This is a genomic window from Streptomyces sp. NPDC001514 (assembly GCF_053597075.1).
Genome location: NZ_JBSFHO010000001.1, coordinates 148,306 through 172,851, shown reverse-complemented (window position 1 = coordinate 172,851; position 24,546 = coordinate 148,306). Strand labels below are relative to the sequence as shown.

At 70.8% G+C, this 24,546-nt stretch carries 21 protein-coding genes; 11 read left to right on the top strand and 10 right to left on the bottom strand.

Going from position 1 to position 24,546, the window contains the following annotated elements; all coding sequences use genetic code 11:
• Positions 1-139: 139 nt before the first annotated feature.
• Positions 140-682, top strand: coding sequence for an ATP-binding protein (locus ACWCXB_RS00735; protein WP_450717507.1), 543 nt, complete (start codon positions 140-142; stop codon positions 680-682).
• Positions 683-757: 75 nt separating this feature from the next.
• On the opposite strand, the gene ACWCXB_RS00730 is transcribed toward ACWCXB_RS00735, so the two are convergent.
• Both ACWCXB_RS00730 and fdxA read right to left on the bottom strand, forming a co-directional pair.
• A complete protein-coding gene (locus ACWCXB_RS00730) occupies positions 758-1,852 on the bottom strand; it encodes a bifunctional succinyldiaminopimelate transaminase/glutamate-prephenate aminotransferase (protein WP_450717505.1) in 1,095 nt (364 codons plus the stop codon).
• Between the two features lie 83 nt (positions 1,853-1,935).
• Entirely contained in the window at positions 1,936-2,256 is a 321-nt protein-coding gene (gene fdxA / locus ACWCXB_RS00725; RefSeq protein WP_010474859.1) for a ferredoxin, read from the bottom strand.
• Between the two features lie 139 nt (positions 2,257-2,395).
• Here fdxA and ACWCXB_RS00720 point away from each other — a divergent pair, with 139 nt between their 5' ends.
• The 3 genes from ACWCXB_RS00720 to ACWCXB_RS00710 all read left to right on the top strand — a co-directional run bounded on the left by ACWCXB_RS00720 (position 2,396) and on the right by ACWCXB_RS00710 (position 5,259).
• Positions 2,396-3,400, top strand: coding sequence for a GNAT family N-acetyltransferase (locus ACWCXB_RS00720; protein ID WP_450717503.1), 1,005 nt, complete (start codon positions 2,396-2,398; stop codon positions 3,398-3,400).
• A gap of 17 nt (positions 3,401-3,417) precedes the next feature.
• Positions 3,418-4,260 (top strand): transglutaminase family protein, encoded by an 843-nt coding sequence (locus ACWCXB_RS00715; RefSeq protein ID WP_450717501.1) that lies wholly within the window; start codon positions 3,418-3,420, stop codon positions 4,258-4,260.
• A 216-nt stretch (positions 4,261-4,476) separates the two neighbouring features.
• On the top strand, positions 4,477-5,259 hold the full coding sequence (locus ACWCXB_RS00710) for a helix-turn-helix domain-containing protein (protein WP_450717499.1): 783 nt from the start codon (positions 4,477-4,479) through the stop codon (positions 5,257-5,259).
• Positions 5,260-5,305: 46 nt separating this feature from the next.
• Here ACWCXB_RS00710 and ACWCXB_RS00705 read toward each other — a convergent pair whose 3' ends face one another.
• From ACWCXB_RS00705 to ACWCXB_RS00685, 5 genes are read right to left on the bottom strand one after another with little or no spacing between them, the layout of a single operon-like run.
• Positions 5,306-5,959, bottom strand: a complete 654-nt coding sequence (locus ACWCXB_RS00705; protein ID WP_450717498.1) for a DsbA family oxidoreductase — start codon at positions 5,957-5,959, stop codon at positions 5,306-5,308.
• A gap of 56 nt (positions 5,960-6,015) precedes the next feature.
• Positions 6,016-6,369, bottom strand: coding sequence for a DoxX family protein (locus tag ACWCXB_RS00700; protein ID WP_450717496.1), 354 nt, complete (start codon positions 6,367-6,369; stop codon positions 6,016-6,018).
• 21 nt (positions 6,370-6,390) lie between these two features.
• Positions 6,391-7,695 carry a flavin-dependent oxidoreductase gene (locus ACWCXB_RS00695; RefSeq protein ID WP_450717494.1) on the bottom strand — a complete coding sequence of 435 codons (1,305 nt, stop codon included), beginning with the start codon at positions 7,693-7,695 and terminating at the stop codon, positions 6,391-6,393.
• Entirely contained in the window at positions 7,688-8,815 is a 1,128-nt protein-coding gene (locus ACWCXB_RS00690; protein WP_450717492.1) for a monodechloroaminopyrrolnitrin synthase PrnB family protein, read from the bottom strand. The genes ACWCXB_RS00695 and ACWCXB_RS00690 overlap by 8 nt, the downstream gene beginning before the upstream one ends.
• Before the next feature lie 38 nt (positions 8,816-8,853).
• Positions 8,854-10,443 (bottom strand): tryptophan halogenase family protein, encoded by a 1,590-nt coding sequence (locus ACWCXB_RS00685; RefSeq protein ID WP_450717490.1) that lies wholly within the window; start codon positions 10,441-10,443, stop codon positions 8,854-8,856.
• A gap of 398 nt (positions 10,444-10,841) precedes the next feature.
• Here ACWCXB_RS00685 and ACWCXB_RS00680 point away from each other — a divergent pair, with 398 nt between their 5' ends.
• The 7 genes from ACWCXB_RS00680 (at position 10,842) to ACWCXB_RS00650 (ending at position 20,961) form a co-directional block, all read left to right on the top strand.
• The gene (locus ACWCXB_RS00680; protein WP_450717488.1) at positions 10,842-11,408 is read left to right on the top strand and encodes a flavin reductase family protein; all 567 of its coding nucleotides are present in this window, start codon (positions 10,842-10,844) and stop codon (positions 11,406-11,408) included.
• 87 nt (positions 11,409-11,495) lie between these two features.
• Positions 11,496-13,361, top strand: coding sequence for a type I polyketide synthase (locus tag ACWCXB_RS00675; RefSeq protein ID WP_450717486.1), 1,866 nt, complete (start codon positions 11,496-11,498; stop codon positions 13,359-13,361).
• Positions 13,358-14,683, top strand: coding sequence for a cation:proton antiporter (locus ACWCXB_RS00670; RefSeq protein WP_450717484.1), 1,326 nt, complete (start codon positions 13,358-13,360; stop codon positions 14,681-14,683). The genes ACWCXB_RS00675 and ACWCXB_RS00670 overlap by 4 nt, the downstream gene beginning before the upstream one ends.
• Positions 14,684-14,713: 30 nt before the next feature.
• The gene (locus ACWCXB_RS00665) at positions 14,714-19,240 is read left to right on the top strand and encodes an amino acid adenylation domain-containing protein (RefSeq protein ID WP_450717482.1); all 4,527 of its coding nucleotides are present in this window, start codon (positions 14,714-14,716) and stop codon (positions 19,238-19,240) included.
• The gene (locus ACWCXB_RS00660) at positions 19,240-19,563 is read left to right on the top strand and encodes an acyl carrier protein (RefSeq protein ID WP_450717480.1); all 324 of its coding nucleotides are present in this window, start codon (positions 19,240-19,242) and stop codon (positions 19,561-19,563) included. The genes ACWCXB_RS00665 and ACWCXB_RS00660 overlap by 1 nt, the downstream gene beginning before the upstream one ends.
• A 7-nt stretch (positions 19,564-19,570) precedes the next feature.
• Positions 19,571-20,350 (top strand): thioesterase II family protein, encoded by a 780-nt coding sequence (locus ACWCXB_RS00655; protein ID WP_450717478.1) that lies wholly within the window; start codon positions 19,571-19,573, stop codon positions 20,348-20,350.
• A complete protein-coding gene (locus ACWCXB_RS00650) occupies positions 20,344-20,961 on the top strand; it encodes a LysE family translocator (RefSeq protein ID WP_450717476.1) in 618 nt (205 codons plus the stop codon). Before ACWCXB_RS00655 ends, ACWCXB_RS00650 begins: the two co-directional genes overlap by 7 nt.
• A gap of 30 nt (positions 20,962-20,991) precedes the next feature.
• On the opposite strand, the gene pip is transcribed toward ACWCXB_RS00650, so the two are convergent.
• The 3 genes from pip to ACWCXB_RS00635 form a co-directional block, all read right to left on the bottom strand.
• Positions 20,992-21,951 carry a prolyl aminopeptidase gene (gene pip / locus ACWCXB_RS00645; RefSeq protein WP_450717474.1) on the bottom strand — a complete coding sequence of 320 codons (960 nt, stop codon included), beginning with the start codon at positions 21,949-21,951 and terminating at the stop codon, positions 20,992-20,994.
• Between the two features lie 75 nt (positions 21,952-22,026).
• The gene (locus ACWCXB_RS00640) at positions 22,027-22,260 is read right to left on the bottom strand and encodes a hypothetical protein (RefSeq protein ID WP_450717472.1); all 234 of its coding nucleotides are present in this window, start codon (positions 22,258-22,260) and stop codon (positions 22,027-22,029) included.
• 157 nt (positions 22,261-22,417) lie between these two features.
• Complete coding sequence (locus ACWCXB_RS00635; RefSeq protein WP_450717470.1) at positions 22,418-24,424, bottom strand: calcium-binding protein; 2,007 nt, start codon at positions 24,422-24,424, stop codon at positions 22,418-22,420.
• Positions 24,425-24,546: the final 122 nt, after the last annotated feature.

Below are 24,546 nucleotides of genomic sequence, written 5' to 3'. Positions count from 1 at the left end.
TTTGTCCGCAGCCGATTATGCGATGCATTGCAAACTCTTTACCTCGGCCCACCGCAACCATCCCGGGCCCAAGGACGGTTGTCACTGCGTCCGACCGCCGGACAGGCAACACCCAACGTTCTCTCGTCGAAGGAGCATCATGTCCCTCCCCCTGACCCGCCGGATCGCCCGTGCCGCGCTGCTCGTAGCAGCGGGTGCAGCTCCCGTGGTCGGTGCGGCCGGCTCCGCAAGCGCCGTGGACCTCTCCCAGGCCCAGAACCTGGGCGGCCTGACCCAGCTCGACAGCGCCGAGGCCGCCGACACCGCGAGCGGTGCCGCGCAGCAGGCGACCGGTCTGGCGAGCGAGGCCGGCGGCAAGCTGGTCGGCACGGGCCTGCCCGCCGCGAGCAGGACCGCCGGGCAGGCGGTCAAGACGGGCGCCCCCGCCGCGCAGGACGCGGCCGGCCAGGCGGTCGGCAGCACCACCGACCTCGCGGGCCGGACGGCGGGCACCGCGGCGGAGCAGGCCGTGCCCGCGGCCGGGGAACTGACGGGCGGGGTGCCGGTTCCGGACGCGGGCAACGCGCTGCCGACCGGCCAGCTTCCGACCGATCAGCTTCCGACCGACCAGCTCCCGGCCGACCAGCTGCCGACCGGCGAGCTGCCGACGAACCAGCTCCCGGCCGACGGGCTGCTCGGCTAGTCACCACCGCACGTACGGAAGGGCCCTCGGGAGCACGTGCTCACGAGGGCCCTTCCGTATGCCTTCCGCATACCGTCAGCCGAGGCGCTTCACCGCCGCCTCCACCCGCTCGTCGGTCGCCGTGAAGGCGACGCGCACGAACCGTTCGCCCGCCGCCCCGTAGAAGTCTCCGGGCGCGACGAGAATGCCCAGCTCCGCCAGGTGCGCCACCGTGTCCCAGCAGGGCTCGTCGCGAGTCGCCCACAGATAGAGGCTCGCCTCGCTGTGCTCGATCCGGAAGCCGTGCTTCAGCAGCGCCTCGCGCAGCGCGTCGCGCCGGGCCGCGTACCGGGCCCGCTGCTCCGCGACATGCGTGTCGTCGCCGAGCGCCGCAACGGTCGCCGCCTGCACCGGCGCGGGCGTCATCATCCCGCCGTGCTTGCGGATCTGGAGCAGTTCACCCAGCACGGCCGGGTCGCCCGCCACGAAAGCGGCCCGGTAGCCCGCCAGGTTCGAGCGCTTGGACAGCGAGTGCACGGAGACGATGCCCTCGTACGATCCGCCGGAGACGTCCGGGTGCAGTACGGAGACGGGCTCGGCCTCCCAGCCCAGCTCCAGATAGCACTCGTCGCTGAGGACGAGGACGCCGTGCTCGCGCGCCCACGCCACGATCCGGGTCAGCTCGTCCTTGGACAGGACCCGGCCGGTCGGGTTCGACGGCGAGTTCAGCCAGAGCAGCTTCAGCCCGGACGGGTCGAGCTCCGTGGGGTCGTCGTACACGACGGGAGTCGCCCCGCACAGTCGCGCGCCGACCTCGTACGTCGGGTAGGCGAGCCGCGGGTACGCGACCTTGTCGCCGACGCCCAGGCCCAGCTGGGTCGGCAGCCAGGCCACCAGTTCCTTGGACCCCACCACCGGCAGCACATTGGTGGGCGCGAACGACACCGCGCCGAGCCGTCGCTCGCACCACGACACCAGCGCGTCCCGCAGCGCCGCCGTCCCCCACACCGTCGGATAGCCGGGCGAGTCCGCGGCCGCGACGAGGGCCTCCTGGATCAGGGCAGGAACCGGGTCGACGGGCGTGCCGACGGACAGGTCGACGATGCCGTCCGGGTGGGCCGAGGCCGTCTCTTTGTACGGCTCGAGCTTGTCCCAGGGGAAGACGGGGAGGCGCGAAGAGACTGCGCTCACGGGCGGGTGCTCACTTTCTCGTACGTACGAAAACGCCACGGCCCCGTACGGCGGACGAACCGTACGGGACCGAGATCGCGCGATCAGCCGTTCTGCGGCGGCAGAGCGGCGATGAAGGGGTGGTCGCGCTCGATCAGACCCAGCTTGGACGCGCCACCCGGCGAACCGAGCTCGTCGAAGAACTCGACGTTCGCCTTGTAGTAGTCCTTCCACTCCTCGGGAGTGTCGTCCTCGTAGAAGATCGCCTCGACCGGGCAGACCGGCTCACATGCTCCGCAGTCGACGCATTCGTCCGGGTGGATGTACAAGGACCGCTGGCCCTCGTAGATGCAGTCGACGGGGCACTCCTCGATGCACGCCTTGTCCTTGACGTCGACACAAGGCTGCGCGATGACGTAGGTCACGCTGTCGTTCCTCCTCGGTAGGGCGCGGCGTCCGATCTGCGGCTCGCCGCGGGGCTGCGCGGGAGCGCGGCGTCGTCGATGCCCGCACCTAGTATCTCCGTTCCTGGGGATGATCCGAACAGGAGGGGAGGACTGAGCTGTGGAATTCACTGCAGGCGGACGACTGGAGGTCCGCATCACCCCCTCTGACGTGGGAAAACGTGTGTCGGTGCGACGGCGCGCCGAGCCGGGGGGCGGGTCGCGGATGTTCACCGACACGGTCGGTGTTCTCACATCATGGGACGAAGGTGTGCTGCTGATCACACGGAGGACCGGGGAGACTGTCCGGATCCCGGAATCCTCGCTGGTCGCGGGCAAGGTCGTCCCATCTGCGCCGGCCCGTCGACGGGGTCCCGCGGCGTCCTTCGATGAGCTCGCGCGGGTGTCGGCGCGGGCCTGGCAGCCGGTGGAGAGCGAGCCGCTCGGGGAGTGGGTGCTGCGGGCGGCGTCCGGCTTCACGCGGCGGGCGAACTCGGTGCTGCCCCTCGGCGATCCGGGGATGCCGCTGGACGATGCGTTGACGCGGGTGCGGACCTGGTACGCGGATCGTGATCTTCCGGCGTACATCCAGACCGCGACGGGGGCGGAGGGTACCCAGGAGCGGCTCTGCGCCGAGCTGGAGCAGCGCGGCTGGGAGCGCGAGGTGACGGCTGAGCTGCGGACGGGCGGGCTCGCGGCGGTCGGGGACCTGGACGCCGAGGTGTCGCGGGTGCGGCTGGGGCGGTCGGTCGACGAGGCGTGGCTCCGGCGCTACCAGCGGACCGGTGTGCCTGGCCCACATGTGCTGAAGGTCCTGTCCAGCGGGCCTTCGGTGTGGTTCGCGACGGTACCGGGCGAGGGTGACACCCCTGCCGCGATCGGTCGCTGTGTGGTCGACGGCCGCTGGGCGGGGTTCATGGCGGTGGAGGTGGCTCCGGAGTACCGCAGGCAGGGCCTGGCGACGGCCGTGATGGCAGCGCTCGCGCGGCGGGCCCTGGAGGAGGGCGCATCGGCGGCGTGGCTGCAGGTCGAGACGGACAACGGCGGCGCGCGGGCGTTGTACGAGGGAATGGGTTTCGCGATCCATCACCTCTATCACCATTTCGGATACTCCCGATCTTCCTGAGCGGGTACGAGACGCATATGCACCCGCCGCATCCCGAGCCCACGCGCCACTGGCGCCGCAGGTTCGCCGAGGAGGCCCGCTCCGCACGGCCCGACCTCGCGACGCTGTGCCTGCTCGTGGGCACGGAGGCCGACCCGGCACTGGACGAGGCGGGGCTCGACGCCGCCCAGATCGAGCTGGACCGGCTGGCGGGTCTGGTGCCGTACGGCATCGTCGGGCCGGAGGCCTGGGTGGCGGCGCTGGCCGGCCTGCTCGGCGAGCGCTGCGGCTTCCACGGCACTCCCGGCTGCTACCAGCGCCTGGAGTCCTCCCTGCTCCACCACGTCCTGCAGCGCCGTCGCGGCCTGCCGATCCTGCTCTCGGTCGTCTGGCTCGAGGTCGCCCGCCGTGCGGGGGCGCCCGTGTACGGTGTCTCCCTCCCCGGCCACTTCGTCGTCGGCTTCGGCGACCCGGCGAAGCCCGTCCTCGCGGACCCCTTCGCGGGCGGCCGTCTGCTGACCGGGGCGGACGCGGAGCTGCTCGTCGTGGGCGCGACGGGCGCGGCGCTCGACCCGTCGATGCTGGTCCCGGCGGATCCGCTGGAGATCGTCCTGCGGATACTCAACAACATCCGCGCGTGGGCCGCCGCCCGCCCGGAACGCACGGATGTCGCGCTGTGGGCCGTCGACCTCTCCCTCCTCCTGCCCTCCCACCCGGCCCGTCTCCGCTTCGAGCGCGCCCAGCTCCTCGTCCAGCGCGGCGACTTCCTCGCGGGCGCGGCGGAGATGGACGCGTACGCGGACATCGTCTCGGCGGTCGAGCCGGCGACGGCGGCGAAGATCAGGCGCCGGGCGCACGCGGCGCGCTCGATGCTGAACTGAACTGGGCTCAACTCGACCGGATCTGCTGTCCGTTGACACGCTTGCTCGGGCCGACCTACGCTGCCGCCGAGTTGGCGGTCGCCCGAACCACGGGGACTTGCCGGGTGGCCTGAAGGGCACAACCGGTTTCTGCACGCCACCCCCTCGGACTCGTACATCCGCATACGGGGGTATTTCGTGCGTCGCCATGATGGCCGTCAGGTCAAGCGTCAAACGATGTTTCATTTACGCAAGCGTGCTGTGGAACGAGTTGCCAACGGCGTCCCCGTCTCGGAGGTCTCCCAGGCGCTCGGGGTCTCCCGCACGGTGGTCTACAACTGGATGAAGCGATACGAGCAGGGCGGTGTCGAAGCGCTCCGGACACGCCCGGCGCGTGGGCGGCCCCGCAAGCTGGACGACGTACAGCTCTGCAGGCTCTACACCATGCTGGGTACGGGCGGGCCGGACCATTTCGACGTCGGCGACGAGCGCGTCTGGTGCTGCGGCAGCGTCAAGAAACTCGTGGAGCGGGACTTCGGCGTCCATCTGTCCACCAGCAGCCTGAGCCGCATCGTCCGCCGCCTCGGAGTGCCGTCCAACCGGCTGCTCACGGCTGTCGGCGAGCACTGGCTGGCCGAGGCCTCCGTCCAGGCTCACGCCCTGGCGCGTCCCCACGGGGGGACGGCCCTGGTGCTGGGCGAGACGGCCACACGGTGGGGTTCCGGAGACTGCTCCGGATCAACGAACGCGGCGTCGGTGACGACGACGACGGCGTATGCCATCGAGGCGTACCGCCCTCAGCATTTCCTCGTGTACGAGGGAACGCCCACGACTGATTTCCGGCAGGATTTCTACAGCCGGGTGCTGGAGAGCCTCGACGGTCCCACGGTGCTCGTCATCGACTGGCCTCAGGAGGACATCGCCCTGCCGGCAGACGCCCCGGTGATCACATGGCGCGAGTCCGTGCGGATGGTCCTGGCCCAGCCGGCGGTGCCGGCCCCGGCAGCGGAGCGCAGCTGACTGCCGGGGCGGCACGCGATCCCACTCTTCCGGTCGGCGCTTCCGGTCAGACTGCCGCCGCGGCCTTGTGCAGTGCCTGGACGAGCGCCTCCGTCTCCTGCACACCCTCGAACCGGGTGCCGTCGGGGAGGACGGTCGTGGGCACCGTGGTCACTCCGCTCGCGCGGGTTTCCGCGATCCTCTCGCGGGTCTCCGCGATCCCTTCCTCCGAGGCGAGGAAGGCCTTCGCCTGCTCCGGGTCGATGCCGGCCCGGTGGGCGAGCTCGGCCAGCGTCCCGTGGTCGGCGATGTTCAGGCCGTCGCGGAAGTACGCCTCGTAGAGCCGCTCGGAGAGGGCTGTCTGGACGCGGGTGCCGTGCCGCTCCTCGGCGAAGCGCAGCAGGCGGTGCGCGGTGAAGGTGTTCACGGCGCGGGCGTGTTCCAGGTTGAAGTCGAGCCCCTCGCGGCCGCCCAGCGCGGTCATCTCGGTGAACATCTTCTCGGTGTTCTCGGCGCCGAACTTGCGGCTCAGCGACTCCCGCAGCGGCATGGGCTCATCCGGCTCGGCCGGGTCCAGCTGGTGCGGCAGATGGCGGATTTCGAGCTGGACCTCGTCGCGCAGGGCGGCGGCGGCCTGCCGCAGCCGGTTGCGCCCTATCCGGCACCAGGGGCAGGCGATGTCCGCGTAGACGTCGATGGTCAGCTGCTTCGGGTTCTGCACGGGGGCTCCTTCGTTCGGGCCGGGGGTTCACATCGACGGGTTCACGTCGAGGGGCTTCACATCGACTGCGCGAACAGCACGGCCAGTCCGGCCGCGATCAGGGCGAGCACTGCGGCCGGGAGGGTCTCGCCCACCGAGTCGGAGGCCCTGCGGTGGTACACCACCGCCCCCGCCATCGTCAGGAAGAGTCCGATCGCGGCTGCCGCGCCAAGCGGCTTCACGGCGAGGCCGATGAGCAGCCCGACCGCGCCGGCCACCTCGGCGACGCCGATCAGCCGGAAGTTCTGGAAGGACAGTCCGAAGTGGTCGGCGCTCTTGCGCATGCTCGCGGCACCGGCGAGCTTTGCGCCGCCCGAGCCCAGGAAGACGGCTGCGAGCACCCCCGAAACGACTGCCAGCGTCACGGTCATGGATGGAATCTCCCTACTTCGTCACTTCGTCACGGGTTCGTGCTCGTGTCTTCCGAGCCCGTATCGGGCGGTGCCGTCCGGGCGTACGGCGTTCTCCAGGAGTGCGGTGGCGTTGTACGTCCGGGAGATCTCCGCGAGTTCCTCCGGTGCCATGACCTCGTGGATGTCGGTGAAGCCTCCGGGAGCCCGGCGGTGGACGACGTCGATGGCGCGTTCCGGGCCCATGGCGCGGTTGGCGGCCTGGATCGCGGTGAGGGCCGGGCGGCGCTCCGCCTGGAACTCCGCGAGTCCCCGGTCGATGTCGTGGTGGTGCGCGTCCAGATGCCAGGCGAGGGCGCGCCCGTCGAGGACGGCCTGGGTCGCCCCGTTGGATCCGACCGGGTACATCGGGTGCGCGGCGTCGCCGAGGAGGACGACGCGGCCGTGCACCCAGCTCTCCAGCGGATCCCGGTCCTGCATCGGGTACTCGAGGATCTGTGCGGCGTTCTCGATCAGGTACGGGATGTCGGCCCAGGGGACGTTCCAGTCGCCGTAGTGCCGCAGGACCTCTTCGGTGCGGGTGGCCGGGTCCGTCGCACTGCCGGTCAGGGCGGTGCGGGGCAGTCCGGTGACCCAGTTGACGAGCGTACGGCTCTCCGTGGCACCGGCCGGGACGATCGGGTAGATGACCAGCTTGTGCCGGTCGTCCCCGAGCACCACCATGGAGCGCCCGCCGAGGTAGGGCGGTGCCCAGGTGGTGCCGCGCCACATGATCATGCCGTTGGTGCAGGGGGCACCCTCGTGCGGGTGGAGGGCGGCACGTACCGCGGAGTGCAGTCCATCGGCGCCCACGAGCAGATCGGCCGTGGTCTCGCTGTGCGTCCCGGCGGCCCGGTGCTCGACGGTGACGCGGACCCGCCCGCCCGGCTGCTGGTCGCAGCCGGTCACGCGGGCGTCGGTCAGGACGGCCCTGGGCCCGAGCCGTTCCCGTACCGCATCGAGCAGCGTCTGCAGCAGATGGCCCCGGTGGATGGAGAGCTGGGGCCAGCTGTATCCGGCGGCGAGCCCGCGCGGCTCGCGCCAGATGAGGCCGCCGGTGCGGTGGTAGAGGAAGAAGTCCGCGGTCTGCACGGCCCGTTCGGCCAGGCGCTCGTAGAGACCCAGGTCCGTGAGTTCGCCGATGGCGTGCGGGAGGATGTTCAGCCCGACGCCGAGCGGGCGGATCTCCGCGGCCGCCTCCAGGACCCGTATGCGGGTGTAGCCCGCGGCGTGCAGGCTGAGCGCGGTCACGAGACCGCCTATCCCCGCCCCGGCGACGACGATCTCGGAGTCCCGGCCGTCAGCCATGGACCGCCTCCCTGGCCGCCGGGGCGGCGGCCCGCCAGCGGACGAGGGTGACGTTTTCCTTGGTGAGCGCGAGTATCTGGTGGAGCAGGGTGATGCTGCCGTTGCCGCTGCCGAGTTCGTACAGCCGGACCTCGTCGCGGTAGGCCTTGCGGGCGATGGTCAGGTGCTTGCCGCGGAAGACGGTGAGGGTGCGGAGCACGGCGGCCAGCGACCGTGCCGTGTCCAGCAACTGCGGCGGCGGGGCCCCGGCGGCCGCGTCCCCGACGCCGGCCTCGGTGAGCGCCGCCTCCACCTTGGTCACCAGCGACGGGCCGTTGGACCAGCCGGCGAGCAGGGCCCGCCACTGCGGGAGGGTGTGCGGCGCGACCTCGTCGATGAAGGCGTCGTAGACCGGGTCTCCCCGGTCGGAGGCCCAGATCACCATGTCCACCAGGAAGAGCGGCACATGGGCGGCGGCCGGCCCGAAGTAGCTGCGGCCGTCGACGGTGATGTCCTCGTAGTACGGGCGCACCTGCTGGGCGAAGAACTCGGGGGTGACCTTCTCGGTCACCATGGTGATCAGCTCGTCGAAGATGCTGACGGACCGGTCGACCTGGTCGAGCAGCTGCGCCGTCTCCTGGTCCGCCGGGTCGGCGTCGTACAGCAGGGAGCACAGATCGACGGCGTCGGCCACATGGGGCAGCGACAGCCGTGCCCCGTCCATCAGAAAGCCCTCCATCTTGTCGCCGGTGTACATGCGCCGGCGGAAGTTGGTGGGGTTCCACTCCGTGTAGTGGTGCACGGTGTCGCGAGGCACCATGCCGGTGCTGCGGCCGAGTTCGACGAGGATCGGTTCGGCTTCCGGTACGGCCTCGACCGGCTGGGTGCCGTGCCGCTTGAGCGAGCCGAGGAGGAGCCCGAGGTCGCGCATGGCGGCGAGCCGCTCGGGGAGGGAGTAGGAGCCGACGGTGTCGAGGTCGGGGAGGAGCCTGCGGAGCGCGTCGACGAGCGCGGGCACGTCGGCGGTCGCGTTGATTCCGGGCAGTCGGGGATAGAAGCTGTCGGCCCGCAGCGGGTCCAGTGCGCTGACGGTCCGTATGTCGCAAGGGTCGGTACGGTGCGGTAGCCGGGTGATCGGCATGGTCGTTGTCCGTCCGTTCGCTACTGACTCGCCGTGACTTACTTGCCGTGGAGCTGGCGGAGGTGGTCATAGGTCGTCGGCAGGGTGGACAGGAGCTCACTCTGCTTCTTCTTGATCTCCGCGAAGACGGCGTCCGCGCTGTCGATCGACGCGGGTCGGTGGGTGAGCTCGGGGAGAGTGCGGTCGGGCGTCATGCCGAGACCGGCGAAGATGCAGTAGTAGTTGCTGTTCTGCCAGAAGTTGCGGAACTCGGCCTCGAAGTTGTCGTAGTACGTGGTCTCGTCGGTGACCGCCATGTTCACGGCCAGGCCGGCGCGATACATGGCGATCTTCTCCTGGAATCCGTCCGCCAGCCGGAGCTCCTTGTTGGCCCTCCAGAAGGGCGTGTCGATGCGTGGGGCGAAGGAGAAGTGGGCCTGGATGAAGTCCCGCGAGTCGTCGAACATGATCTCGATCTCACGGTTGAAGCTGTCGATCAGCACCGGGTCGAAGCGCTTGTCGGGGAAGTGCTTGGCGAGCTGGTATATCGCGGCGGTGATGAAGTAGATCCCGGTCGACTCCAGCGGCTCCAGGAAGCAGGAGGAGAGGCCGATGCTCACACAGTTCTTGACCCAGGTACGGCGGTTGCGTCCGACCCGGAAGCGGACGTGGTTGAAGTCGGTCCCCTTGGGGTCCAGGTTCCACAGCCGGCAGAACTCGTCGGTCGCCTCGTCCTGGTCGGCGAAGCGGCTCGAGTAGACGTAGCCCGAGCCGAACCGGCCGAGCATGGGGATCTTCCAGGTCCAGCCCGACTTCATGGCGATGGCCGAGGTGTAGGGCTCGACGCCGTGCTGCGCGTCGTCGTGCGGGACGGCGGTGGCCACGGCCCGGTCGTTGAGCAGGAAGTCGCTCATGTCGAGGAACGGTTCCCGCATGGCCTGGTTGATCAGCAGACCGCGGAAGCCCGAGCAGTCGACGAAGAGGTCGGCGTCCAGCTGCAGTCCGCCCTTGGTGCGCAGCGCGGTGATGAAGCCGCGCTGGTCGAGCAGCGCCTCGGTCATCTCGTCCTGGATGTGCCGCACCTTCTGGCGCTCGGTGGCGAAGCGGCGCAGCATGTCCGCGACCTGCTGCGCGTCGAAGTGCCAGGCGTAGTTGGTCCACCGCTGCCCGTCGAGGGTCTTGGGCGCCAGCTTGGCGTCCAGGACCGGGGGCTCGCGGTAACAGGCGTAGTCGAAGGGCTCGTCCGTCTGCCCGGTCAGCTTCTGGTGCGTCCAGTAGTGGGAAAGCGGGAGGCGGTCGTGGTTCGGCAGGATGCCGAAGCAGTGGTAGAAGTGGTCGGTCGAGGAGCCGAAGGGCCGCGGCGCGGCCTCTCCCTCTCCCCCGGTGCGCCAGTTGATGAACTTGATGCCCATCTTGTAGCTGGCATTGCACTCGCGCATCCACTCGTCCTCGTCGAGCCCGAGGAAGTCGAACAGGACGCGCTGCAGATTGGGGATGGTCGCCTCCCCGACACCGATCTTGGGGATGGAAGGCGCCTCGAGCACGGTGAATTCCACCGTCTCCCCGAATGCCTTCGCCAGGTAGGAGGCCGTCATCCAGCCGGCGGTTCCGCCACCGAGTATGACGACCTTCTGAATCCGGTTGCTCATCGTTCCCGTGCCCCCTCGCGAGATTTTCCCAATTGAGCTCGGAAGGGGCGAATCCCCCGCCCTCCGATGCGGCCGACGCTAGTTCACGCCGAATCCGCGAGTCAATATCCACCAAAATTGAACAACGCGAACACGCCAATGAATGAATTATCAACGACGCGCTGACCAGGTGCGCAGCACGATTTTCGACATCCCGATCACACCCGAAGTGGCGCACCTCGTGCTGTTAACTTTCTTTTGGTGGACTCCCGCCGCTCCGGCCGGCCGCAGGGCGCTCAAGTATCCTGTTGACATTCGTCGAATGCCGTGGGTAGCGTCGGGCGCAACCAAGACGTTCGGCCTCAATTCCGGAATTTCCGAGTCCGCTCCCCCTCTATCATATTCGCGCGACAGCCCGAATGAAGGTGCCTGTGGTGAGCAATTCCATTACCCGGACGATTTCGCAAACGAATACCGAGCAAGCACCGGGTGACGGGGGTCGCCACGTGGACCTCCGGCCGTTCATGTCCCGTTTCCCTACGGGCGTGGCCGTCATCACCGCGCTGGACGCTCTGGGAGCGCCCTGGGGCATGACGTGCACCTCGGTGTGCAGCGTCTCGCTGCGTCCGCCGACCCTGCTGGTCTGCCTTCGGCTCGGCAGCCCCACGCTGCGGGCCGTGCTCGATCTGCGTACCTTCGGCCTCAATCTGCTGCACTCGGACGCGCGCGGTACCTCCGAGCTCTTCGCCTCCGGGGACGCGGACCGATTCGAGCGGGTGCGGTGGCAGCTGGACGAGGAGGCGGCAGGCCCGCATCTGATCGAGGACGCCCACACGACGGCGGACTGCGACGTGGTGCACACCGCTCCGGTCGGCGACCACATGGTCGTCTTCGGCGAGGTCCGCCGCGTCACCGAGCAGCGCCAGCCCACACCGCTGCTCTACGGGCTGCGCCGGTACGCCTGCTGGAAGGGCCTCACGGAGTAGCCCGCAACCGGCGCCGACAACCCAGTGACCGTCACACGGAGCAGCGCAGTCGTCCCGCGTCGCACCCGAACCGGAGGTCTCTTCCGCATGCCCGGCCCCCACGCCCCGAACGGCCCTTCCCCGTCCGGCCCTTCGCAGCCCGGCCCTTCGCAGCCCGGTCGCGCCCGGCCGGGACCCTCCCGCCCCGGACCCGTCCCGATCGCCGTCGTCGGCCTCGGCTGCCGTTTCCCGGGCGCGGACTCCCCCGCCCGGCTCTGGCAGCTGCTCTGCGACGGGGAGGACACCACCGGCGAGGTCCCGGCCGACCGCTTCGACGTGGAACCGCTCCTCTCCGACACCCCGGAGCCCGGCAAGCTGCTCAGCCGGCGCGCCGGCTACCTCGCCGACCCGTACGGCTTCGACGCGGACTTCTTCGGCCTCACGGACGAACAGGCCACCGAACTCGACCCGCAGCAGCGGCTGCTCATGATGACCGTCTGGGAGGCCTTCGAGGACGCGGGCGTCGTGCCGGAGCGGATCGCCGGCAGCCGCAGCGGCGTCTACGTCGGCTACTCCAACGCGGACTACGGCGAGCGGCAGTACCGTGCCGGGCTGGCCTCGCTCCGCCCCTCGACGGTCAAGAACTACCCGAGTCTGCTCTCCGGCCGCCTCTCCTTCGTCTTCGATCTCCGCGGCCCCAGCGTCTCCCTCAACACCGCCTGCTCCTCCTCCCTCACCGCGGTCCATCTGGCCTGCCAGAGCCTGCGCGCGGGAGAGACCGGGCTCGCGGTGGCCGCCGGAGTGAACCTCAAGTTCCTGCCCGACGAGGACGTGCTCTTCTCCCAGGTCCGCATGGTCGCGCCGGACGGACGGAGCAAGTTCGGCGACGTACGCGCGGACGGTTTCTCCCCCGGCGAGGGCATAGGAGCGGTCGTCCTCAAGCGGCTGGACACGGCCGTCGCCGACGGCGACCGCATCCGCGCGGTCATCCTCGGCAGCGCGGTCACCAACGACGGCTCCGGGAGCGGGGTCGTACTGCGGCCGACGTCGGAGGGCCAGCGGCAGACGATGGAGTGGGCGTACGAGGACGCGCGCGTCGACCCTGCCGAGGTCGACTACGTCGAGGCACACGGCACCGGCACCCCGCTGATCGACCCGCTGGAGCTGACCGCCTTCGGGGAGGTGTTCGCCAAGGGCAGGCCCGCGGACAGGCCGCTCGTGGTGGGCTCCGTGAAGACCAACGTCGGCCACGCCCAGGCGGCCGCGGGAATGGCCGGGCTGATCAAGACGGTGCTCTGCCTGGAGCACCGCACCGCACCGCCCAGCCTGCACTTCGAGACGCCCAATCCGAAGATCCCCTGGGAGCGGCTCCCGCTGACCGTACCGACCACCGCGACGCCGCTCGGGAGGCCCGGCACTCCGGTCGTCGCGGGCGTCAGCAGTCAGGGCCTCTCCTGTACCAACGCGCACGTCGTGCTCCGCGAGGCGGACTCCCACGAGCGCCCCCGCACCCCGACCGGCCGAGGACGCCGGCCCTTCACCGTCACCGCGAAGGACCCCCGTGCCCTGGAGGAGCTGGTACGCCGGTACGTGGACTACCTCGCACCCGGCGGCGAAGGACAGGGCCACGCCCTGCGGGACATCTGCTACAGCGCCTCCGTGCGCCGCCAGCGCTTCGGACACGGCTTCGCGACCACGGCGGAGACGCACGAGGAACTCGCCGCCGCCCTCAGGTCGTTCCTGTCGGGCACCGCGGACGGTTCGGCCGAGGGCCCGCAGGACTCCCAGGACCGGCAGGGTTCCCAGGACCAGCAGGACGCCCAGGACCCGCATGGCTCCCTGGACGCCCAGGACCCGCATGACTCCCTGGGCCTCTCGGACGCCGGCGTTACGGAGTGGGGCGACGCCCGCTTCGTACCGCTGCCGTCCTACCCCTGGCAGCTGCGCCGCTTCCGCCAGGGAAGCCCGGCATGATGCACAGCGTCGCCGCGGCGGGATCCGCCGAAGCCGTCGCCGGGATCGTGCTGGCCGATCTTGCCCTGATCCTGGCGGCGGCGGCCGCCCTCGGGAAGCTCGCCGAGCGGCTGCGGCAGCCCGCCGTGATCGGCGAGATCGTCGCGGGCCTCGCGCTCGGCCCCGCCCTGCTCGGTCTGATCCCGGGCGCGACGGATCTCCTCCTGCCCGCCCAGGCCCGCCCCTATCTCCAGGTCCTCGCCCAACTGGGCCTGGTGCTCTTCATGTTCGGCGTCGGCTACCACTTCGACCTGCGTGGCCTGCGCGGCTCGGGGCGACAGGTCACCGCGGTCTCGCTCACCTCGGTGGCGCTGCCGTTCGTGCTGGGCGCGGGGCTGGCGGTCGCGCTCCATCCGTGGTTCGACACCTCGCAGATGTCGACGGACGGGCTGCTCGGCCCCGTACTGTTCCTGGGCGCCGCGATGTCCATCACGGCCTTTCCCGTACTGGCGCGCATCATCACGGAACGCGGACTGCAGAAGGAGCGCATCGGCAACGTCGCCCTGGCCTGTGCGGCGATCCAGGACGTGCTGGCCTGGGGCATCCTCGCCGCCGTCGTGGCCGTCGTGCACGCCGAGGGCGGCGGCCCGCCGGTACGCATGGTGCTCACCACCGCGGCCTTCGGCCTGCTGCTCGTCCGGGGCGTGCGCCCCGCGCTGGCCTGGCTGCTGTCACCCCGCCGCCGCTGGGCCGGCAGCGCCGCCCTCGTGCACGCCGTACTCGTCACCGGTCTGCTGCTGTCCGCGTGGGCCACCCACTCCATCGGCCTGCACGCCGTCTTCGGCGCCTTCGCCTTCGGCGCGGTGGTGCCGCGCCGGCAGATCGACGCGGCAGCGCCCGAAGTGCCCGAGCGCATCGAGCAGACCAGCCTGCTGCTCCTGCCGGTCTTCTTCACCGTCACCGGCCTTTCGGTGGACCTGGCAGGACTGGGCACGCGTGGCTTCCTCATGCTCGTCGCGGTCACCGCCGTGGCCTGTGTCGGCAAGTTCGTCGGCGCCGCGGGCGCCGCCAGGCTGACCGGGTCCGGCGCCCGCGAGGCCACCGCCCTCGGAGTGCTCCTCAACACCCGGGGACTCACCGAGCTCGTGATCCTCAACGTCGGTCTCGGCCTGGGCGTGCTGGACACCCGGCTCTTCACCGCCATGGTCTGCATGGCGCTCATCACGACGGTGATGGCAGGCCCCCTGCTGCGCCTCACGCATCCGCCGGCTCCCCGCCCCAAGACCGTTCCGGCCGTACGCCCTGTGCCCGTCACGGCCGCCACCGAGCAGTCAGAGAACTGATCAGAGTTCAGAGAGCTGAGAGGCGATTCCGTGCTCAACACCGAACACCCGGCAGGTTCCCCCGCGGAGGAGTTCCAGAAGTTCCCGCTGACAGAGATCCAGTACGCCTACTGGGTCGGCCGGGGCTCCAACTTCGTCCTGGGGAACGTGGCCCCCCACGCCTACTTCGAGCTGGAAGGGCGCCGGCTCGACCCCGATGTGCTCTCGCACGCCTGGCGCAGGCTGATCGAGCGCCACGGCATGCTCCGGGCCGTCGTGGGGCAGGACGGCCGGCAGCAGATCCTGGAAACAGTCCCCGAGTTCCGTATCCGATGTACCGACTTACGCTCCGCACCCGAGGACGAAGCGGAGCGTACCCTCATGGCCGTCCGTGAGGAGATGTCGCACCACGTCTACACGGCCGCCGACTGGCCGCTGTTCGACATACGGATGTCCCGGCTCCCCGGGCACGACCGGCTCCACATAAGCCTCGACCTGCTCATGGTCGACCTGGCCAGCCTCACGCTCCTGTTCAGCGAATGGAGCGCCCTGTGCCAGGACCCCGACCGCACGCTCCCGCCCGTCGACGTGACCTTCCGCGACTACGCACTGGCGCTGGAGCGGGGCTCCGAGGCCCCCCGCCACCAAAAGGCACTCGACTACTGGACCTCCAGGGCCGAGACCCTCGCACCGCCCCCCGATCTTCCCCTCGCCAAGTCCCCGGTCAGCGTGCACAAGCCCCGCTTCACGCACCGCGCTTTCCACCTCCCCGAGGACCGGTGGAAGCGGCTGCAGGAGCGCTGCGAGGAGCGCGGTCTGACGCCCACCGCCGTGCTGGCCACGCTCTTCTCCGAGGTGCTGGCCGTCTGGAGCGGCACACGACGCTTCACGCTCAATCTCACCCTGTTCAACCGGCTGCCGCTGCTGCTCGCCGAGAACGAGGCGGGCAGGCGGATCGTCCATCCCCATCTGCGCCACATGGTCGGCGACTTCACCTCGATCTGCCTGCTGGAGATGGACGCCACCGGCGGCCGTCCGCTCGCGGAACGTGTGGAGACCACGCAGGCACAGCTCCAGCAGGATCTGCGCCACCGCCAGGTCAGCGCGCTGCAGACACTGCGCGAGCGCCGCCGTCGCGGGCTGCAGAGCGGGTTCGAGACGATGCCGGTCGTGTTCACCAGTGGTCTGGGCACCGCGGCCGATGTCTCCGGCGCGATGGAGTACTTCGGCGACATCACGTACCGGATCAGCCAGACCCCGCAGGTGTGGCTCGACCACCAGGTCGTCGACCTCACCGGGTCGCTCGATCTGACGTGGGACTGTGTGGAGGAGCTCTTCCCCGAGGGCCTGCTCGACGACATGTTCGCCACGTACTGCGACATGGTCGCGAGGCTGGCGTCCGACGACACCATGTGGGGCGAGGAGCCCGTCGTCACGCTGCCGCACCACCAGCTGACCGGCCGCACGCGGGCCAACGAGACCGCAGGCCGCCGGCCTGCCGGGCTGCTCCATGAGCCGCTGCTGGACCTGGCCGCCCGGCACCCCGACCGGCCCGCCGTGCTGTCCACCGCGGGCACCGTGACCTACGGCGAGCTGGCCGGCCACGCCCGGGCCATCGCCGGGCGGGTCACCGCGGCCGCGGGCCGAGGGGGCCTCAAGGACCGGCCGGTGGGCATCACGCTGCCGAAAGGCGCCGACCAGGTCGCCGCCGCCTACGGTGTGATGATGGCCGGCGGCGCCTATCTGCCCGTGAACGCCGGGCTCCCGGCACAGCGGAGGGCCCGCATCCTCGACGACGGCAGGGCACTGGCCGTCCTCACCGACAAGGCGCTGGACAGCGAGCTGGAGTGGCCCGATGGCGTGCCGCGCGTCCTGGTGCACCGGGACGAGGCCCCGGACGGCGGCCCCGTCCGCCACCCGTCGGGCCCCGCAGACCCGGAGAATCTGGCGTACGTCATCTACACCTCCGGATCGACCGGCGCGCCCAAGGGCGTGATGATCGAGCACCACGCCGCCCTCAACACCGTCGTCGACATCAACGAGCGGTTCGGCATCGGACCCCGGGACCGCGTCCTCGGCCTCGCCGACCTGGGCTTCGACCTGTCGGTCTACGACCTCTTCGGCACCTTCGCCGCAGGCGCCACGCTGGTGCTGCCCGCCCCGGAGATGCGCTCGGAACCCGCGCACTGGGCCGAGGTCATGGGCCGGCACGGGGTGACCGTGTGGAACTCCGTCCCCGCGCAGATGCTGATGCTGGTGGAGCATCTGGAGGCCGGCGGCGAGATTCCCGACGGGCTGCGCCTGGTGATGCTCAGCGGTGACTGGATTCCCGTCGACCTGCCCGACCGTATCCGCGCGTTGTGGCCCGACGCCACGGTCATCAGCCTGGGCGGCGCCACCGAGGCGTCGATCTGGTCGATATACCACCCTGTCGACAAGGTCCCCGCGGGCGCCAAGAGCGTGCCGTACGGCATACCGCTGCGCAACCAGACCTTCCACGTCCTGGACTCACGCCTCGAGCCGTGCCCTGTGTGGACCGCGGGCGAGCTCTACATCGGCGGTGCGGGGCTGGCGCGGGGCTACTGGGCCGACGAGGAGCGTACGGCCGCGAGCTTCGTCCGGCATCCACAGACCGGTGAACGGCTTTACCGCACGGGCGACTTCGGGCGTTACACGCCGGACGGGACGATCGAGTTCCTGGGCCGGCGGGACGGCCAGGTGAAGATCAACGGCCATCGGGTCGAGCTGGGCGAGATCGAGGCCGCGCTCACGCGCCACCCCGGCGTCGACAGCGCCGTGGTCGTGAAGTCCTCCGACGACCGGGGCGCCGCCCGCCTGCTCGGATACGTCGTGCCGTCGAAGGAGCGCGACGCGGAAGCGGCGCGGGACGCGAAAGGGCGGGACGCGAAAGGGCGGGACGCGAAAGGGCGGGACGCGAAAGGGCGGGACGTCGAGAGGCAGGACGTCGAGAGGCAGGACGCGGAGGGGCGGCATGCGCTGTTCGTGACGGAGCGCGCGGACCCCGAGGTACGCCGGAACCAGTGGCAGGCGCTGTGCGGCACCGCCGGCCGGCCCGCCATCGGCCCCGGCCCGGATGCGTTGCGTACCGCCTGGGACACGCTGAACGAGGTGCACACCACCGCCACCGCCGCCGCCTTCCGCGCCTTCGGGCTGCCGCATGCCCCCGGTGAGCGGTTCGACCCCGCGGCCCTGCGCGGCGCCGGCGTCGCACCCCGCTACGAGCGCTGGCTCGCCCGGGGTGTCCAGGCCCTGGAGCGGAGCGGACATCTGCGGCGGGAGGCGGCCGGGCTGAAGGTCGCGCGGGAGCTTCCCACGGAGCTCTCCCCGGAGCTCGCGGAGCGCACCCGCACGGTGCTGGGGGACGTGCTGGAGATCCCCGAGGACGTCAGCGACTGGATGCTGTCGCTCGCCGGGGACCTCGCCGGAGTGCTCACGCAGAGCATCCACTCCGCCGAGTTGTACGCCTCCGACCGCACGCCCGGCGTCTATGAGCGGCTGTTCGGCCCGACGTACGCGGCCGCGACCGACGCGGTGCGTGAGATGGTCGGCCGGTGGCCCGCCGACCGTCCCCTGAACGTCATGGAGGTCGGCGCCGGGTACGGCTCACTGACCCAGCACCTGCTGCCGCTGCTGCCGGAGGACCGCACGGAGTACGTCTTCACGGACATCTCGCGCTACTTCACCGACCGGGCGCAGTCCGCCTTAGCCGACTTCCCGTTCGTACGCTACGAGTTGTTCGACCTGGACCAGCCGCCCGCGACCCAGGGGTTCGAGAACCAGTCGGCCGACCTGGTCGTCGCGGCGAGCGTGCTGCACGACATGCGCCGGATCCGGCGGACGCTGCACGGACTGCGGACCGTGCTGGCGCCGGGCGGCGTCCTCCTGCTGGTCGAGCAGACCACGTTCCACCCGTGGTTCGACCTGGTCATGGGGATCCAGCAGGGCTTCGACAACTTCGAGGACACCGACCTGCGTACCGGCCACTGTCTGCTGGACCACGAACAGTGGCGGCAGGAGCTGGCGGCCGCCGGGTTCACCGACACGGCCGTGCTCACCACGTCCGGCGGACCTGCCTCCGTGGGCTTCGACGTGATCGTCGCCCAGGGCCCGGACACACGTCGCCGGTTCGCCCCCGAGGAGCTGCGGGCGTTCGCCGCCGAGCAGTTGCCCAAGCACATGGTGCCGGCCCAGCTCTTCGCGCTGGACGAGCTCCCGCTCAGCGGGACCGGGAAAGTGGACCGCGCGGCGCTGGCGAAGGCCGGAGCGCGCAGCACCCTGCGCGGCAGGCCGGCCAAGCCGCCACGCACCGACCGGCAACGCAAGCTGGTCGAGATGTGGCAGGACGTGCTGGGCCTGAGCAGGGTGGATCTGGCCGACGACTTCCTGGAGGCGGGCGGCGACTCGCTGCTCGCGGCGCGGCTGGTGGCCCAGCTGCAGTCCGCGTTCGACGTCGTCGTACCGGTCGGGACGGTCCTGCAGTACACGACGGTGGAAGCGCTCGACGGCCATCTCGAGCAGCTCCTCGGCCCGTCCGAGCTCATGCCGGAGGAGAAGTGATGAACAACCGCACCACCCTTTCCGCGCCCGCGGTCGAGTTGAGCCATGAGACGGTCGTCGACTGGATCACCGGATTCCTGGCGGAGATCCTCGACATCACCCCGAACGAGATCGACCCGACGACGCCCCTGGACCACCTCGGCGTCGACTCGGCGACCACACTGGTGATCTGCGCCGGGTTCCGCGAGGAGCTGGGGATCCAGGTGCGCCCCAGGGACGTCTTCGACCACTTCACGGCCGACGCGCTGGCACGCCATCTGTCGGGGCCCGTCACCGGCACCGGGCCGCTCACCGGGACCGGGCCGCTCCCGGCGGGAGTGTGAGGCATCCATGACCATCGTCGCGTCGCCCCGCTGGCTGATCAGCGGGGCGCCGCGGCCGACCGCCCCCAAGCTCTACTGCTTCGCGCACGGGGGCGGTTCGGCCGCGGAATACCTTCGCTGGGCCCGCGATCTGCGAGGCACCGAGCTGCACGCCGTACAGCTGCCGGGCCGTGGTTCGCGGGCCGCCGAGCCGGTTCTCACGTCGATGGACGCACTGGTCGAGGCGTTCCTCGCCGACGTGCCGCTCGGCGGTCCTGCGCCGTACGCCTTCTTCGGGCACAGCCTCGGCGCGCTCGTCTCGTACGAGATCACCCGCGCCCTGCGCGCGGCCGGGCGCCGTCTGCCCGCCCGGCTGATCGTGTCCGGCTTCCCCGCGCCTCATCTCCACCGGCAACGGACCGCCGAACCGCTGCACCGGCTGCCCGACACGGACCTCGTCGAAGCGGTGTCCAGGATCCACGGCGGCATCCCGGAAGAGGTCCTGGCCTCATCGGAGTTGCGTACGCTCACGGCGACCCCGCTGCGGGCCGACTACCAACTCCTGGAGACGTACTCCTGGCGGGCCGAGGACCCCCTCCCCGTTCCGGTCACGGTCTTCGGCGGCCGGGACGACCGCGTCACGCGCGAGCAGCTGGAGGCGTGGCAGGACCACACGACGGCCGAGGTGACCGTGCGGCAGTTCCCCGGGGGCCACTTCTATCTGCGTGAGCAGCCCGCCGTCGTACTGCGGGCGCTCGCCGGAGCCGTCGGCGCGCTCCGCGCTGCGGAGAAGAGCACACCGTGCTGACCTTCGCCGCCGCGTCCCTGGTCCTCGTCATGATCCCCGGCCCCGACCAGGCCCTGATCACGCGGAACGCACTCGCGGGCGGCCGGAAGGCCGGGCTGCTGACGATGGTCGGCGGAGTGCTCGGCCTGAGCGTCCACGTCGCGGCGGCGGTCCTGGGCATCTCCGCGCTGCTGGTCGCCTCGGCGACGGCGTTCACCGTCCTGAAGGTCGTGGGCGCCGTCTATCTGGCGTGGATGGGCATCGCGACCCTCCGCAGCGCCCGGCGCACCATGACGGACGACACCGCGGACGGTGACGGCGATGCCGCGCAGAAAGGCACGAAGTACCTGCGGCACGGCTTCCTCTCCAACGCGCTCAACCCCAAGGTCGCGCTGTTCTTCGTGACCTTCCTGCCCCAGTTCCTGCCACCCGGGGGGAGCGTGCTGCCCAGAGCGCTGCTGCTGTCCCTGGTCTTCGCCGTGATCTACCTGCTGTGGTTCAGCACCTACGTGATCACGGTCGACCGCCTGGGCAGAGTGCTCCGCCGTCCACGGGTGCGGGCCCGGATCGAACAGGTCACGGGAGTCCTGCTCATCGGCTTCGCGGCACGGCTGGCCCTGCAGTCGCCCTAAGTGCCCCGCGAGTTCGATCGCGTGGGCCCGTCACTGACCCGCGAAGCCGTCCAGCGCCGCGAGGACATGGGCACGTGTCGTGGCGCTGCCCAGGTGGCCCGCGTCCTCCACGACGAGCAGCTCCGCATCCGGCCAGGCACTGGCGAGCTCCCATGCGGTGTCGAGCGGGCCGGACACGTCGAGGCGGCCGTGGACCAGTACGCCCGGGATGCCCGCCAGCCGGTGGGCGTCGCGCAGCAGGGCTCCCTCCTCCAGCCAGGCGCCGTGGGAGAAGTAACGGGAGCAGATGCGTACGAGGGCGAGTCGGTCGGCCGGGGGACGGTCGCCGTACGGGTTGGAGGTGCCGTTCGTCTCGCCGGACAGGACCGCGTCCTCCCAGGCGCACCAGTCGGCGGTGGCCTTGGCGCGGACTGCGGGATCGGGGTGCTCCGCCAAGCGGGCGTAGGCGGCGACGATGTCGCCGTCGCGTGGCGTGCCCGGGGCTCCGGCGAGGAAGCGTTCCCACTGCTCGGGGAAGAACCGGCCGGCGCCCCGGTAGAGCCAGTCGATCTCCGAACGCCGGGTGGTGGTGACGCTCGCGATGACGATCCGGGACACCCGCTCGGGGTGCCGTTCGGCATAGGCCAGGATCAGTGTGGAGCCCCACGAACCGCCGTACAGCAGCCAGCGGTCGATGCCCAGATGCTCCCGAAGCAGCTCCATGTCCGCGATCAGATGCCGGGTGGTGTTGTGCCGCATGTCGGTCGCGGGATCGCTCGCATGCGGGGTACTGCGTCCGCAGCCACGCTGGTCGAACAGAATCACCCGGTACCGGTCCGGGTCGAAGTATCGGCGCGCGCCGGGGCCGCACCCTGATCCCGGACCGCCGTGGACGACGAGTGCGGGTTTGCCGTCGGGATTGCCGCAGGCCTCCCAGTACACGAGGTTGCCGTCACCGACGTCGAGCATGCCCTGCTCGTACGGCTCGATCGGCGGGTAGGGCTGACCCATGATCAGGCCCTGTCGCTGGGACGGGACTTGTGCCGGAACGACGGAGGGGTGCCCATTGCCCTTCATGCCGTTGATTCAAGCATGCGCCCGACGAGGTCGATGACCTTCGTTCACCCGCCCCAGGCGGCGCCAGGCTTGGCCGCCGAGGGCGTGCAGGTGGTGGCAGGCGCGCGGCACTCCTCCGACGGGCTGGACGCGTTGGTCCAGGGCGGGAACGTCCCCTTGGTGCAGGTGGATCTGGCCGAGCGCGGCGAGCGGGACGGCCGCCGCCCGGTCGTGGTCCGGCGTGGCCGGCTTGGTGGCGAGCATGTCCGCGGGGACGGTGGGACGCGGGGCACACGGCGACGAGCGCTTCACCCGCCGTCGGCTCGGGGTGCGCGAGAACGCCCCTGGGGCGGGCGCGCGCCGTCACCGGAGCCCGGCTGAGCGGGCCTGGTGACGGCTCACTGGTGGGCGCGCCGCCCTGCTACGGGCAGCTGATGCGTGTGTCGCCCGGGTCGGTGGTGCAGGTGTCGAAGCCGGAGCCGCCGTCGGCCGTGTCGTTGGCGGCGGTGTTGTCGACGGTGTTGAGGTTGTCGTTGCCGTACGAGCCGGTCAGGACGTCGCTTCCGGGGCCGCCGTTGAGGGTGTCGTTGCCGTAGCTGCCGTCGATGTTGTCGTTGCCGGGGCCGCCGTAGGCGGTGTCGTTGCCGAAGCCCGGGCGGATGGTGTCGTTGCCGCCGAGGCCGCAGATGACGTCGTTGCTGAAACCGCCGGTCAGGTTGTCGGCGCCGCTGGTGCCGATGATCGTGCAGCCGCGGGCGTTGTTCACGGTGGTGGTCGCCGTGGCGGTGTTGTTGGCGGGCACGGGGTCGGATTCCGTGGCGCTGGCCGTGGCGGTGTCGGAGAGGGTGCCGGTGGCCCGGGGCTCCGCCACGACGGTCACGGTCGCGGAGGCGTCGGGGAGGAGGGCGCCCAGGGTGCAGTTCGCGCTGGTGGCCGTGGTCGCGCAGGTGCCCTGGCTCGGCGTGGCCGACAGCAGAGTGCCTCCGGCTCCGGTGAGGGTGTCGGCCAGGGTGACGCCGGTGGCCGCGGTGGCGCTGGTGTTGTGCACCGTCACGGTGTACGAGGCCTGGTCGCCGATGCTGACGGTGGCGGGGCCGGTCTTGGTGACCGCAAGGTCGACGGTGTCCGGGGGCGGGGTGCCGGTGCCGTCCTGGTAGCGGGCCAGGGCGAAGTCGCCGGCGCCGCCGCCCCCGGCAGCGACGATCTTGCCGTCGGACTGCAGCGTCACGCCGTGGGCGAAGTCGACGACGCCGCCGCCGAAGCTGGTGGACACCCTGCCGCCCACACCGAACCCGGCGTCGAGGCTGCCGTTCGAGAGGTAGCGGCCGAGCAGGAAGCCGCCGGAGCCGCGGCCTGCGACCACGATCTTGCCGTCCTGCTGCAGCACCGCATCCTTGGCCTGGCCGCCGGCGGTGATCACCCGGCCGTCGGTGTCGAAACTGGTGTCCAGGGCACCGTTGGAGTGGTAACGGGCCAGCAGGACACCGTCGCCGGAGCCGACAGCAACGATCTTGCCGTCGGGCTGGACCAGCACATCCTCACCGAAATCGGTGGAGCCGAAATCGGTGGTCACCAGGCCGTCGCCACTGAAGCCGGTGTCGAGGCTGCCGTCGGGGTTGTGGCGGGCCAGCGCGAAGTCGAAGGCGGTGGACCCGACATAGCCGACGGTGACGATCCTTCCGTCGGGCTGCAGCGCCAGGCCGAGGGCGATGCCGCCGGGCTCCTGCGGCACGCCGGGGGTGAAGTCGGTGATCACCGTGCCGTCGCCGCCGAACGTGGTGTCCAGGCTGCCGTCGACGGCGCTGAGGCGTACCAGCCCGAACCCTGCACCACCGCCATTGCCGGCGATGACGATCTTGCCGTCGGGCCGCACCGCCACGTCGGCGGCCTCCGAGGCGCCGCCGAATTCGCTGACGACCACCGTGCCGTCGCCGCCGAAAGTGGCGTCCAGGCTGCCGGTGGTGTCGTAGCGGGCCACCGTGAAGAAGCAGCAGCCCTCGTCGGGCACCTCGCTCACGCCGACGACCACGATCTTGCCGTCGGACTGCAGCGCCACGGCGTTGGCGATGTCGCTGCCTCCGTCGATGTCGGTGGACACCAGGCCGTCGACACTGAAGTCGGTGTCGAGGCTGCCGTCGGGGTTGTAGCGGGCCAGCGCGAAGTTCCCGGCGAAGTCCGCCGTGTCGAGGCCAACGGCGACGATCTTGCCGTCGGGCTGCACCGCCATGCCGCGTGCCTCCTCGCTGCTGTCGAAGAAGTCGGTGAGCACCTTGCCGTCGCCGCTGAACGTGGGATCCAGGTCGCCCGGGGCCGCCAGTGCCGCACCGGGCAGCGCCAGGGCGAGGGCCAGGCCCGCGAGGGCCGCCACCGCCGCTCGGCGCGCACCTGCTCTCACCCGGGTGCGCAGACCAGAAATGAACGTGGACATGCAGACCTCTCCGCTTCTCGTCACCGTGACAGCCACAGGACAGCCACAGCTTCCGGCCGTCCCCGGCCGCCGTCGGCGGCGACGCATCCGCGGCTGCGCCCACTGGCCCTCGAATCCACCCC

What these genes read in the sequence shown, in the direction of transcription:
- ACWCXB_RS00640 (WP_450717472.1), bottom strand. Translation starts at nt 22,260, where the DNA reads ATGCTCGCCACCAAGCCGGCCACGCCGGACCACGACCGGGCGGCGGCC.
- ACWCXB_RS00670 (WP_450717484.1), top strand. Translation starts at nt 13,358, where the DNA reads ATGATGCACAGCGTCGCCGCGGCGGGATCCGCCGAAGCCGTCGCCGGG.
- ACWCXB_RS00660 (WP_450717480.1), top strand. Translation starts at nt 19,240, where the DNA reads ATGAACAACCGCACCACCCTTTCCGCGCCCGCGGTCGAGTTGAGCCAT.
- ACWCXB_RS00685 (WP_450717490.1), bottom strand. Translation starts at nt 10,443, where the DNA reads ATGAGCAACCGGATTCAGAAGGTCGTCATACTCGGTGGCGGAACCGCC.
- ACWCXB_RS00655 (WP_450717478.1), top strand. Translation starts at nt 19,571, where the DNA reads ATGACCATCGTCGCGTCGCCCCGCTGGCTGATCAGCGGGGCGCCGCGG.
- ACWCXB_RS00710 (WP_450717499.1), top strand. Translation starts at nt 4,477, where the DNA reads ATGTTTCATTTACGCAAGCGTGCTGTGGAACGAGTTGCCAACGGCGTC.
- ACWCXB_RS00695 (WP_450717494.1), bottom strand. Translation starts at nt 7,695, where the DNA reads ATGGCTGACGGCCGGGACTCCGAGATCGTCGTCGCCGGGGCGGGGATA.
- pip (WP_450717474.1), bottom strand. Translation starts at nt 21,951, where the DNA reads ATGGGTCAGCCCTACCCGCCGATCGAGCCGTACGAGCAGGGCATGCTC.
- ACWCXB_RS00680 (WP_450717488.1), top strand. Translation starts at nt 10,842, where the DNA reads ATGAAGGTGCCTGTGGTGAGCAATTCCATTACCCGGACGATTTCGCAA.
- ACWCXB_RS00735 (WP_450717507.1), top strand. Translation starts at nt 140, where the DNA reads ATGTCCCTCCCCCTGACCCGCCGGATCGCCCGTGCCGCGCTGCTCGTA.
- ACWCXB_RS00690 (WP_450717492.1), bottom strand. Translation starts at nt 8,815, where the DNA reads ATGCCGATCACCCGGCTACCGCACCGTACCGACCCTTGCGACATACGG.
- ACWCXB_RS00715 (WP_450717501.1), top strand. Translation starts at nt 3,418, where the DNA reads ATGCACCCGCCGCATCCCGAGCCCACGCGCCACTGGCGCCGCAGGTTC.
- ACWCXB_RS00700 (WP_450717496.1), bottom strand. Translation starts at nt 6,369, where the DNA reads ATGACCGTGACGCTGGCAGTCGTTTCGGGGGTGCTCGCAGCCGTCTTC.
- ACWCXB_RS00675 (WP_450717486.1), top strand. Translation starts at nt 11,496, where the DNA reads ATGCCCGGCCCCCACGCCCCGAACGGCCCTTCCCCGTCCGGCCCTTCG.
- ACWCXB_RS00635 (WP_450717470.1), bottom strand. Translation starts at nt 24,424, where the DNA reads ATGTCCACGTTCATTTCTGGTCTGCGCACCCGGGTGAGAGCAGGTGCG.